Origin of the sequence: Krasilnikovia cinnamomea, from assembly GCF_004217545.1 — a bacterium.
GTDB classification, from domain to species: domain Bacteria; phylum Actinomycetota; class Actinomycetes; order Mycobacteriales; family Micromonosporaceae; genus Actinoplanes; species Actinoplanes cinnamomeus.
Window position 1 is genome coordinate 3,131,417 of record NZ_SHKY01000001.1, and the last position, 11,829, is coordinate 3,143,245.

Below are 11,829 nucleotides of genomic sequence, written 5' to 3' on the forward strand. Positions count from 1 at the left end.
CCCCGTGGCTAGGCTGATCGGGTGAGCGCTGAGGGCATTCCGGTCGACTGGGACAAGGCGCGCGCCAGCGCGTACGAGGCGGGCCGGGCGGCGGCCGGGCCCGGCGAGCGGGTGTCGCTGGCCGAGGCCGACGGTCGTACCCTCGCCGAGCCGCTGTGCGCGCTGACGGATCTGCCCGCGTTTCCGACCTCCAGCATCGACGGTTGGGCGGTGCGCGGCCCCGGCCCCTGGCGCCCGGTCGGCCGGGTACTGGCCGGGCACACGGCGGCGCCACTGACCGACGACGGCACCTGCGTCGAGATCGCCACCGGCGCCATGGTCCCGCCCGGCGCGGCCGCCCTGGTGCGCGTCGAGGAATCCGTCCGCGACGCCGAGGGCCTGGTCACCGGCACCCCGCGCAGCGCGCCCGAGTGGCGGCTGCCCGGCGAGGAGGCCACCCGCGGCGAACAGCTGTTGAGCGCCGGGACCGCGGTGGACCCGGCCGTGGTGGGGCTCGCCGCCACCTGCGGCTACGAAACCCTCGCGGTGCGCCGGGCGCCGCGCGCGGCCGTACTGATCTTCGGTGATGAGCTGCTCACCGGCGGCGTGCCCGGCGCGGGCCGGGTCCGCGACTCCCTCGGCCCGCAGGTGCCCGGCTGGCTGCGCCGCTACGGCGCCACCCTCGGCCCGGCCGACGTGACCGGACCGGTCCGCGACACTCTCGACGCGCACGTCGACGCGTTACGCCACGCGCTCGCCGACGCCGACCTCGTCTGCACCACCGGCGGCACGATGCACGGCCCGGTCGACCACCTGCATCCGGCCCTGGCCGCACTCGGCGCCGAGTACGTGGTGAACACGGTCGCGGTCCGCCCCGGCTTCCCGATGCTGCTGGCCCGCGTCACCGACCCGGACGGGCGGGCCCGCTTCGTCGCCGGGCTCCCCGGCAACCCCCAGTCCGCGGTGATCGCCCTGGTGTCGCTGGCGGCCCCGCTGCTGGCCGGGCTGCACGGCCGGGAACTGCCCGAGCTGCCCCAGGTCACCGCCGGTGCCGACGTGCCGGGCCGGGGCGGCTTCACTCACCTGGCCCTGGCCGCCCTCGACCCGCACCGGGGCACGGCCACCCCGGTCGGCCACGTCGGCTCCGCGATGCTGCGCGGGCTGGCCCGGTCGCACGGATTCGTGGTGGTCCGCCCGGGCACCCGGGCCACGGCCGGGGACCGGGTCCCGTTCCTGCCCCTGCCCCTACATCCCGGAGAACGGCCATGACCGACTGCAGCGAGGGCCAGGAGGGCATGGCAAGGGGGCACGACCATGACCGAGCGCAGCGAGGGCCGGGACGGCACGGCGAAGGAGACACGGCCATGACCGTCGAGCAGCCGTCGGTGATTCATGTCGCGGTCAGCGACACCGACCTGGACCTGGCCGCGCATGAGCGCGCGGTGGCCGACCCCCGCGCCGGGGCGGTCGTCTCGTTCCAGGGTGTGGTCCGCGACCACGACCACGGCCGGGGCGTCACCCTGCTGGAGTACGAGGGCCACCCCAGCGCCGAGGCGGTCCTGCGGGAGGTGGCCGCCGAGGTGGCCGCCGACCCGGCCGTGTACGCGGTCGCCGTGTCCCACCGCGTCGGCACCCTGAAGATCGGCGACGTGGCCCTGGTGGCGGCGGTCAGCACGGCGCACCGCGCGGCGGCCTTCGCGGCCTGCGCCCGACTGGTCGACGAGGCCAAGGCCCGGCTGCCGATCTGGAAGCGGCAGGTCTTCACCGACGGCACCGAGGAGTGGGTGAACTGCCCCTGACCCCGGTCAGTGCGGCAGCACGGTCGTCGCCAGCCGTCGCCGGGCCACGGCCGCCCGCGCGCTCCAGCGGTCGGCCGGGAACGCGGGCGCCGCCCCGGCCCGCGCCGGCAGCCCGTTGATCAGCAGGATCACCGCCAGCGCGTACGCGTTGCCGCCGAGCATCCCCACCACCCCGCCCGCCTCTGCCAGTGTCCCCATCGGAGTCGTGACGAACAGCAGGTACGTGAGCACCGCCGCGACCGCGTACCCGCCGCCCGCGAATCCGGGCGGGCGCCCCGGCCACGGCCGCCGGGCGCCGACCCGCTGCCGGAAGGCCGCGTCCACCAGGATCAGCACCGCAGGCACCACCCAGATCAGCTCGTACGTGCCGGTGACCGGGCTCACGATCGCCGTGGTGAGGCCCACCAGCGTGAACGCCGCGACCTCGTCGCCGTCGGCGTGCGCGGACCGCGCCCGCAGCAGGCCCACCGCCGCCAGCAGCAGCGCGACGGACAGCCACAGCAGCACCGGTGTGGTGGCCGAGTCGTACAGCCGCGCCAGCACGCCGGCCAGGGACTGGTTGCCGGGCGAGTCCATCCCGCCCCGGCGATCGAGGCGGCCCAGCACCTCACCGAGGTAGGCGGCGCTCTGTTGTGGAGCGGCCAGCACGGCCCCGACGCCGAGGGTCAGCGCGGTGACCACGGCGGTGACCGCCGCCCGCCACTGCCGGGTGCCGGCGAGATACACGATGAACAGGACCGGGCTCAGGTTGAGCGCGGTCGCGGCGCCGATGCCGACCCCGGCCCACGTTCCGCGTTGCGACCAGCGCCGCCCCGGCCGGGCCGGGCCGCCGAGGTGGGGTGCGGGCGGGCGGGGGCGGCCCGGCCACCACGCGGCGCGGCTGCGGGTCCAGGCGTTGCGGCGCAACGCCACCACGTCCGCCACGATCAGGCCGAAGATGAGCACGTCCAGGTGGCCGAGGCCGAGTGCCGACCGGACGGGCTCCAGCAGCAGGGCCAGGGCCCCCGCCGCCAGCACGGCCCGCCAGCGCGGCCGCCCGTACCGGCGGGCGACCGGGCCGGCCAGCGCGTACAGCGTCAGCGCGAGGGCGGCGATCCCGGCGAGCGCCAGCAGCCGGCCCGCGATCGCGATGGGCAGCCACGCGGCGGGCAGCAGCAGGAACGCGGCGGCCGGGGGGACCGCGGTGCCCAGGTCGCTGTCCGGTGCGCGGTAGGCGTACAGGCCGTCGCCGGACAGCCAGCTGCGTACGGCGGCGCGGTCCAGCGCGAGGCCGGTCAGGCCGTACCGATGGGTGAGGGCGGCGACCGCGATGCCGACACCGGCGCAGGCCAGCCCGGCCACCGCGAGCCGCGCCGCTCTCCGGTGGGTACGCGCGGTTCGGCGCGCACGCTCCACAATCGCCGGCATGGCGCGACCCCCCGTCGCTCTCGCTCTCCGGTCCGCTCGGACCTCGAGAGGCGGCACGGACGCGGTCCGGCACGGCCCGCGGCGCGAGCTTGGCAGGCCCGGTGCGACGCCGATGGCCTCCGATGGCTTAACGCCGGGGCGGCGGGGAGGTTGTTCAGTGCGGCAGCCGCCGGGCGACGGTGGCCGACGCCGCCGCGATCTTCGCCTCCCGCTTCGCGGTGCGCACCGCGCGGCGCACCGAGCGCTGCACCGTACGCTGCGAGCGGTCGACCGCGTGCGAGGTGCGGTACCGCAGGCCGGGCCTGCCCTCGGTGTCCGACGCGGCCAGCAGCAGCCCGCCGAGCAGGCCGAGGTTCTTGAGGAAGTGGATCCGCTGCTGCCCGCGCTCCGGCTCGGACATCGTCCAGAAGGGATGCCCGGCCAGGGTCGTGGGGATCAGCCCCGCGGCCAGCACCGCCGCGGCCGGGCGGGTGAGCCGGCCGCTGACGAGCAGCAGGCCCGCGACCACGTCGCTGGCGGCCTTGAGGCGGACCAGGCTGGTCGCGTCGCTGGGCAGCCGCGGGTCCACCCGCTCGATCAGCGGGCTGACGTGGTCGGTGACCTTCTTGGCCATGTCGACCCGGGAGCCGGGGTCAAGGACGATGCGGACCCCGCTGGTGATGAAGATGGCGCCGAGCATGGCGCGGGCTGCGCTGCGTACGGGCTTCATACGCTGGTTATACCCGGACCGGGCGGATCATGCCGGTTGTGTCCTGAGGTAGCGGCCGAAGTGCGGGACGGTGAACGCGACCGTGCCGCGCCCGCCCGAGTAGATCAGCCCCTTCTTGATGAGCGCGTCGCGGGCGGGTGACAGGCTGGCCGGGCGGCGGCCCAGGGCGCCCGCGATGTCGGCGGTGGGGACCGCGGCGTCCATGTCGTCGGCCGCCTCGCCGGAGAGCGCGGCCATGGTGCGCATGTACTCCCGCTCGGCCGGCGTGGCCCGCTCGAACCGCGAGCCGAAGAACCCGACCGCGAGTTCGGCCTCCGCCTCCGGGGCGGCCACCCGGACGTCCGCGGCGGTGATCGGCGAGGTGGGCGCGTGATCCCAGGTCGCCTTTCCGTACGCCTGCACGAAGTACGGGTACCCGCCGGACTTCTCGTAGAGCAGGTCCAGCGCCTTGGGCTCGTAGGCGACCTCCTCGCGGGCGGCCGGGGCGCACAGGGCGTGGTCGGCGGCGATCCGGTCCAGCCGGTCGATGCGCTGGTACCGGAAGAGCCGCTCCGAGTACGACTTGGCGGCGGAGAGCACGGCGGGCAGGTGCGGCAGCCCGGCACCGACCACGATCAGCGGGGCGCCGAGCTGGGACAGTTCGTGGCAGGCGGCGCAGAGCGCGGAGACGTCGGCGGGCCCCAGGTCCTGCATCTCGTCGATGAACAGCGCGATGCCGGTGCCCACGTCGGTGGCCAGCGACGCGGCGTCGGTGAACAGTTCCACGAGGTCGATCTCGATGTCGCCGGAGTCGGCGCGGCCTCGGGCGGGCGGCACGTCGATGCCGGGCGCCCACCGGTCGCGCAGCTTGGCGCCGGAGTCGCTGGCCCGCAACGCGAACGCCTTCAGCACGCCGAGCACCTCGTCCACCCGGTCGGGGTTGCGATGGTGCGGGGTCAGCTCCCGGATCGCCATGTGCAGCGCGCCGGACAGGGGGCGGCGCAGCGACTGGTCCGGGCGTGCCTCGATCTTGCCGGTGCCCCACAGGCGGCCGATCGCGGCCGAGCGCAGCGTGTTGAGCAGGACGGTCTTGCCGACGCCGCGCAGTCCCGTCAGGACGAGGCTGCGTTCGGGGCGGGCGCGGGCGACCCGTTCGAGGACGACCTCGAACGCGTCGAGTTCCCGGCCGCGACCGGCCAGCTCGGGGGGTCGCTGCCCGGCGCCGGGAGCGTACGGGTTCCGTACCGGATCCACGGATAGCACCGTATCGGGCTGTCTAGCCGAATTGCTAGAGACGGGACTCGACACCCTTCTAACGTTCTCTAGCGCATGAGCTAGAAACCGCTAGATCGACCTACCGTTCGCGCAGGCACAGGACGAAGTCGAGGCTGTCCAGCTCGCTGTCGTAGAAGTACCACTTGGTGTACCGGGGGACCTTGCTGCACTTGACCTTGGCGTCGTCTTCCCCGGTGGTGCGCCCGTCGACCCGCTTGAGCACCTCGTACGTGCCGGAGGCGCACGGGGTGATCTTCATGATGGGAGAGTCGCCACTCCCCTCGTTGCGGACACACTGCCCCTTCGCCACGAAGCGGGCATCCTCGCTGCTGCGAGGCTCCACCCCCACGCCCGTGGCGGCGGCACTCGGGGTCGCCAGCGCGCCGGACTGCGACTTGCGCCCCGTGTCCCGGCTGATCAGCCACGCGGTCGTCGCGAGACCGCCGCAGATCAACAGACCCAGCACCACCACCAGGGCGATGATCGGGGCGTTGCGGCGGCGCGGCTGCGGCCCGCCCGGCGGCGGCCACGCCGTGGGCGCGCCGGTCGGCGCAGGCGTGTACGGCTGGGGATATCCGGTCGAGGAACCGGTGTCGGTCGGCGTCGAGACCGGATGGGCACCCCAGCCACCCTCCGGTGCCGCAGCCGTGGGGTGCTCGCCCCAGGGGTCGGCCGGTTCCGTGTACGGCTCGTCGGACCCCGGCGATCCACCGGCGGGCCACGGCCGCCCGGAGTACGGGCCGTTCTGCGTCATCGGGGTCCTCCTGGCGCACGTTCGCTGTACGCCACCGTAGCGTGCGGCGGCTCCGCGTTCCGTCCCGGAATCGCGCCGACCAGGGATCATTCCGGCGACAAACGCACGAACGAATGCCGCTGTCGGCAACCCGACCCGCCGGTCGGTCCCACCGCCGATACGGTCCACGGTCATGTCGTTACCCATCGTCATTCTCGCGTCCGGATACGGCGCCGCCGCGAGCGCCTTTCTGCCCCGGGTGGCGTACCGGCTGGCCGTCCCGTTCGGGGTTGCGCCGCGGTCGGCCTGCGCCGGGTGCGGTCGGCCCTTTCCCGCCGGGCTTCGCGGGTGGGTGCGCGTCGGCAGCTCGTGCCCGGGACGGGCGTTCCACCGGGCCTCGCCGGTGCCGACCGGCCCGCTGGCCATGGTGGCCGCTGGTGGGCTCGCCGCCGCGTTACTGGCGCTCGCGCTGGGGACCGTTGCGGTGCTGCCCGCGCTGCTGCCGGCCGTGCCGCTCGGCGTGCTGCTGGCCGCGGTGGATCTGCGCTGCCTGCGGCTGCCCGACCCGCTCGTCGGCGCGCTGGCCGCCGTCGTCGTGCCGCCACTCGTGCTGCTGGCGCTCGTCGGCGGGGAGCCCGGGCGGCTGGCGCGGGCCGCCGCCGCGGCGGGACTGGCCGGTGCGGCGTACCTGATGGTGGCGCTGCTGCCCCGGCAGGGACTGGGTTTCGGCGACGTGAAGCTGGCCGCGCTCCTCGCCTTCCCGCTCGGCTTTCTCGGCTGGCCGGCCGTCGCCGCCGGGATGATCGCACCGCACCTGGTCAACGGCCCGGTGGCCGTGTTTCTGCTGGTCACCGCCCGGGCCCGCCGGGGTACGGCCCTGCCACTCGGCCCGGCCCTACTGGCCGGTGCCCTCCTTGGCGTGGTGGCGGCCTGACGCACCGGCTCTGCTGGCCGGTGCCCTCCTTGGCGTGGTGGCGGCCTGACGCACCGGCCCGCCGGTCGGGCTACAGCAGCCGGAGCTGGCGGTCGCGTGGCCGGGACGGGACCGTGTCCCCCATCCGCTCGAACAGTCCCGCGTCGATCGCGTCGAGGAACGGCGTCGGCGCCTGCTCCCGTTCGCTGCCGTGCCGGAACCGGCGCGCCGCGTGCGTCACGTACAGCCGGTCCTGGGCCCGGGTCAGGCCCACGAAGAACAGCCGCCGCTCCTCCGCGGTCTGTTCGGCGTCGGCCGCCGCCCCCGGCCAGCGCAGCGGAAGGAGCCCGTCCTCGCAGCCCACCAGGAACACGACCGGGAACTCCAGGCCCTTCGCCGCGTGCAGGGTCAGCAGGTTCACCGCCTCCGCGCGCGGATCCAGCGCGTCCACCTCGGCGCCCGTCGCGATCTCCTGCAGCAGGCGGGGCAGGTCGTCGCCGATCCGCTGCGCCAGCGGCGTGAGCAGGTCCGCGGCGGCCCAGATGTCCTCCGGGGCGAGTTGTTCGGCGTCCAGCGTGGGTGCCGCGTACCGCTGGGCGAGGACCTGCGCGGTCAGCTTCACCCGGGCCGCCAGCGAGCCGCCCAGGCCGTCCGCGTGGCGCAGCTCGCGGGCCAGCACCTGCACGCCGGCGTGGTCGCGCAGCCGGTTGTGGGACCGTTTCTGTACGGGCACCCCGGCGCGCGAGAGCGCCGCCACGATCGGCCCCGACTGGGCGTCCGTGCGGTACAGCACCGCGATGTCCGAGAAGGACACCGCGCCCGGGACGACCGCGCGCCCGTCGACGCGTCCGGAGTCGAGCGAACGGTGCGACAGCCCGCCCACCAGCTCGTCGACCGTACGGACCACGAAGTCGGCCTCGTCGGCCGCCGAGCCGGCGCGGTAGCGCCCCACCAGCGGCGCCTCGGGGTCGAGCCGGGCCGGGTCGAGCCGCCGCCCGCGCACCAGCGAGCTCGGCGCGATCGCCTGCACCGCCGCCGCCAGGATCGGCGCCGACGAGCGGTAGTTGCGGGTCAGCCGGACCAGCCGGGCATCCGTGAAGTCCTGCGAGAAGCGCAGGAAGTACCCCACGTCGGCGCCGCGGAACGAGTAGATCGCCTGGTCCGGGTCGCCGATCGCGCACAGGTTGCCGTCGGCCGGGCTGAGCAGGCGCAGCAGCTCGTACTGCACCTCGTCGACGTCCTGGTACTCGTCCACGAAGATCCAGCGCCACCGGTCCCGGTACTGCTGCACCAGCGCGGGATCCTCGCGCAGCACGGCGACCGGGAGGGTGAGCAGGTCGTCCAGGTCGACCAGGTTGCGTTGGCGCAGCAGCTTCCCGTACGCGGTCGCGTCGTCACCGGCCTGTTCCCGGACGGCGTCCCGTTCGGCGTCGTCCGCGATCCGCCACCCCGGACTCAGCCCGGCCGCCTTGGCGTTCTCCGCGAGGATGGTCAGCCCGACCGCGTGGAACGTGCCGACCGTGATGTCCTCGGCGGCGTCACCGAGCAGCCCGGACAGCCGTACCCGCAGTTCCTCGGCGGCCCGCCGGGTGAACGTGATCGCGAGGCAGCGCTCGGGGAAGATCCCCAGCTCCGCGCAGAGGTACGCGATGCGGTGCGTCAGCGTGCGCGTCTTGCCCGTACCTGGACCGGCCACGATCAGCAGCGGCCCGCCCGGCGCGGAGGCGGCCACCCGCTGCATCGCGTCCAGCCGGTCGAGCAGCCCCGTGCCGACCTCTTCCATCCCGGCCAGCATCGGCTCGAACGGCTCGTGCGGGCTCGGCGGCGGGGGCAGCGGTGGTGCCGGGGCCGGTACGGTCTTGCGCGGTTCCCGGACCTTCGGCGTGGGCACCTTGCCGAGCTGCGGCTCGGAGCGCCGCTGATGCGGGACGGTCGCCGCGGCGGGCACGTCGAACAGCGTCTCCACCTGCGGGGCGCTCGCCCGGTTGCGCAGCTCCCCCGGCTCGAACAGGGTGATCACGCCGTACTCGCCGTCGTAGCCCGGGATCCGGCGGACCGCGCCCCGGCGCAGCCGGTCGATCGCCTCGCGCAGGTGCTCACCACCCGCCTGCCCGATCGCGTCCAGCGGCACCGTACGCAGCATGCCCAGCTCGGTGCCGAGCGTGGCGACGAGGTGGTTGAGCTGCGCCTCGACCGTCTTGGACTTCGGGCCGACGCCGCTGATCTCGCCGAGGATCTCGTGCAGCTGGATGAGGTGTTCGACCCGCTGCGGGCGCCGTCCCGCGCCCGGCGGGCGGTCGGCCAGGTCCTCGACCCGGCTCAGCACCCCGACCGTCAGCGGCTTGCCGCACTCCGGGCACCGGCCGCCGGCCTCCCGGGTACGGGCGGGCTCCCAGTTCACCGCGCAGGCGCGGTGGCCGTCCGCGTGGTACTTGCCCTCCTCCGGGAAGAACTCGATCGTGCCCGCGAGGGTGTGCCCGTCCTTGATCGCGAAGTAGTCCGGGGTGCCGGTGAACAGGGTCGCCTCGCGGGCCAGCGCGGCCGGGGAGTGCGCGTCCGAGTTGGACACCAGGCGGTAGCGGTCCAGGCTGGACACCCGCCAGTTCATCTCCGGGTCCGACGACAGGCCGGTCTCCACGGCGGTGATGTGTTCGGCCAGGTCGGCGTAGCAGTCCGCGATCGCGTCGAAGCCGGACTTCGAGCCGAGCGCGGAGAACCACGGGGTCCAGATGTGTGCGGGCACCAGGTAGGCGTCCGGGCTGGCCTCCAGCGTGATCTCCAGCAGGTCGCGGGAGTCCAGGCCCAGGATCGGGCGGCCGTCGGCGGTCAGGTTGCCGACCCGGCCGAGCGCGGTGTTGAACCGCGCCGCCGCGTCCAGATCGGGCATGTAGATCAGGTGGTGCACCTTACGGGTGCGGTCGTCCCGCTTGTAGATCGTCGAGATCTCGACGCTGAGCATGAAGGTCGCCTCGGGGGTGTCCCGCAACGAACCCGGCAGGCGCTGCTCGACGCCCGCCCGCAGGTCGTCGGTGAGCCGGAACAGGCCCGCCCCGGCGGGCACCAGGCTCTGCCGGAGGTGCTCGAACCACGCCGGATGCGTGAAGTCGCCCGTGCCGAGCACCGCGATGCCCTTGCGGCGGGCCCACCAGGCGAGGTTGGGCAGCGTGAGGTCACGGCTGCAGGCGCGCGAATACTTCGAGTGAATGTGCAGGTCCGCGACGTACGTGTCCGCGGTGACCGAGGACCCTGCGCTGAACGAGGGCACGCCGCATCCTGTCACGGGCACACCTGTACGCGCGCGCCGCCACGCGCGGAGTGACCCATTCGATCCACGCGCGGATGACCGGCTGCACCGTGGCGCAGCCGGGGCCGCGCGGGCAGGCCGGTCAACTACGCATCCTCGACCGTGGCCGTGCCCGGCACCGGGCAACGCCGCGAATTCACTGTCACGGGGTACGCAACTCGACGAGCGTCACCTGCGGCGGGGCGCCGACGCGCACCGGCGGCCCCCAGAAGCCCGCGCCGTTGGTCACGTACAGCGGCACGCCGTCGACCTCGCCGTAGCCGCTGACCACCGGCTGGCCCGCGGCCTTGACGACCAGGTTGAACGGCGCCAGCTGGCCGCCGTGGGTGTGGCCGGACAACTGGAGGTCCACGCCGTAGCCGGCGGCCTCGTGGACCTGCACCGGCTGGTGTGCCAGCAGCACCACGGGGCGGGCGGGGTCCCGGTCACCGAGCGCCTTGCGGAAGTCCGGACCCTCCCCGTACTCCACCCCGGCCAGGTCGTTGACCCCGGCCAGGTCCAGCCCGCCGAGCGCGACACGCTCGTTCTGCAGCGGGCGTACGCCCAACCGCGCGACCTCCGCCACCCATTCCTGGTAGTCCGGCCGGTAGTACTCGTGGTTGCCGGTCACGAAGTAGGCGCCCTGCCTGGACGTGATCCGCGCCAGGGGCTCGGCGTACCGGCCCAGCTCCGCCACGCTGCCGTCGACGAGGTCGCCGACGATGCAGACCACGTCCGCGTCCAGCGAGTTGATGATGTCGACGATGCGGCCGACGTGGTGGGAGGCGCTCAGCGGGCCGAGGTGGATGTCGGACACCACCGCCAACCGGGTGCCGTCCAGTCCGCGGGGCAGCTTGGCCAGGGGAATCCGGACCCGGTCCAGTTGCGGCGGCCCGAGCGCGGTGTGGACGCCGTACCCGGTGATGCCGGCCGCCGTAAGCCCGGCGAAGATCGCCGCGCCGCGCGCCAGCAGCAGCCGCCGGTCGATCCCGGCGTCCTCGGCCGGTCCGCTGGCGTCATGGGGCGGTCTGCCGGCGTCCTCGGCCGGTCCGCTGGCGTCATGGGGCGGTCTGCCGGTGTCCTCGGCCGGTCCGCTTGTGTCGTGGATCGTCCCGGTGTCCGGGGTCGTTTCCAACCGGCCGGGATCGCGGGCGGGCAGCGCAATCGACGCGGCGACCGTGACCGGCTCACCTGCCGGGCGCCCGGACACGGCCCGGCGGCGCAGCCACAGGCCGATCAGCAGTCGCGGCACCTCCAGCACCGCCAGCACCACGAGCAGGTAGAACATCAGCGCGATCCACAGATACCCCACCCAGCCGATCCACTCGGCGTTGCCGCCCCGGGTCAGGAAGAGGGTGGCCGGGGCGAGCACCGCCAGCAGGACCGCCACGGCCGCGCCGATCCGCCGGGACCGACCCGGGCGCAGCGGGTCACGGACGAGGCGCTTCCACAGGTACAGGTGGATCAGCCCGAGGACGGCGAGGACCACGGCGAGGAATGCGATCACGGTCATCCGCCCGCGAACGGCGGCAGGACGTCCACGGTCGCCGCGGCCGGCAGCGCCGCCGCACGGTCGTGGCACTGCAGGCCGTCGACCAGGTAGCTGGCCGCCTTGAGCACCACCGCGAGGCGTTCACCGTGCCGGGCGGTGAGCTGGTCCACGAGGTCGTCGAGCGAGCTCGCGCCGACGCTCTCGGTGCTGACCCCGGACGCGGCGCGCGCCCCGGCGAAGTAGCGGACGGTCAACACCGG

At 74.6% G+C, this 11,829-nt stretch carries 10 protein-coding genes; 3 read left to right on the top strand and 7 right to left on the bottom strand.

Going from position 1 to position 11,829, the window contains the following annotated elements; all coding sequences use genetic code 11:
- Positions 1 to 21: 21 nt before the first annotated feature.
- A complete protein-coding gene (locus tag EV385_RS14085; protein ID WP_130509885.1) occupies positions 22 to 1,248 on the top strand; it encodes a molybdopterin molybdotransferase MoeA in 1,227 nt (408 codons plus the stop codon).
- 95 nt (positions 1,249 to 1,343) lie between these two features.
- Complete coding sequence (locus EV385_RS14090) at positions 1,344 to 1,778, top strand: molybdenum cofactor biosynthesis protein MoaE (RefSeq protein WP_130509886.1); 435 nt, start codon at positions 1,344 to 1,346, stop codon at positions 1,776 to 1,778.
- 6 nt (positions 1,779 to 1,784) lie between these two features.
- Here the strand turns inward: EV385_RS14090 and EV385_RS14095 are convergent, their stop codons facing one another.
- From EV385_RS14095 to EV385_RS14110, 4 genes are all read right to left on the bottom strand, one after another.
- Positions 1,785 to 3,185, bottom strand: a complete 1,401-nt coding sequence (locus tag EV385_RS14095; protein WP_130509887.1) for a glycosyltransferase 87 family protein — start codon at positions 3,183 to 3,185, stop codon at positions 1,785 to 1,787.
- 154 nt (positions 3,186 to 3,339) lie between these two features.
- Complete coding sequence (locus tag EV385_RS14100) at positions 3,340 to 3,894, bottom strand: DoxX family protein (RefSeq protein ID WP_130509888.1); 555 nt, start codon at positions 3,892 to 3,894, stop codon at positions 3,340 to 3,342.
- Positions 3,895 to 3,921: 27 nt separating this feature from the next.
- Complete coding sequence (locus EV385_RS14105) at positions 3,922 to 5,127, bottom strand: ATP-binding protein (RefSeq protein WP_130509889.1); 1,206 nt, start codon at positions 5,125 to 5,127, stop codon at positions 3,922 to 3,924.
- Positions 5,128 to 5,227: 100 nt separating this feature from the next.
- Positions 5,228 to 5,902, bottom strand: a complete 675-nt coding sequence (locus EV385_RS14110) for an LppU/SCO3897 family protein (RefSeq protein ID WP_130509890.1) — start codon at positions 5,900 to 5,902, stop codon at positions 5,228 to 5,230.
- Positions 5,903 to 6,074: 172 nt separating this feature from the next.
- Here EV385_RS14110 and EV385_RS14115 point away from each other — a divergent pair, with 172 nt between their 5' ends.
- Complete coding sequence (locus EV385_RS14115; protein ID WP_242624873.1) at positions 6,075 to 6,815, top strand: prepilin peptidase; 741 nt, start codon at positions 6,075 to 6,077, stop codon at positions 6,813 to 6,815.
- Between the two features lie 70 nt (positions 6,816 to 6,885).
- Here EV385_RS14115 and EV385_RS14120 read toward each other — a convergent pair whose 3' ends face one another.
- The 3 genes from EV385_RS14120 to EV385_RS14130 form a co-directional block, all read right to left on the bottom strand.
- Entirely contained in the window at positions 6,886 to 10,059 is a 3,174-nt protein-coding gene (locus EV385_RS14120) for a UvrD-helicase domain-containing protein (RefSeq protein ID WP_130509891.1), read from the bottom strand.
- Positions 10,060 to 10,240: 181 nt separating this feature from the next.
- Positions 10,241 to 11,590, bottom strand: coding sequence for a metallophosphoesterase (locus tag EV385_RS14125; protein ID WP_130509892.1), 1,350 nt, complete (start codon positions 11,588 to 11,590; stop codon positions 10,241 to 10,243).
- Positions 11,587 to 11,826, bottom strand: a complete 240-nt coding sequence (locus EV385_RS14130; protein WP_130509893.1) for a MoaD/ThiS family protein — start codon at positions 11,824 to 11,826, stop codon at positions 11,587 to 11,589. Before EV385_RS14130 ends, EV385_RS14125 begins: the two co-directional genes overlap by 4 nt.
- Positions 11,827 to 11,829: the final 3 nt, after the last annotated feature.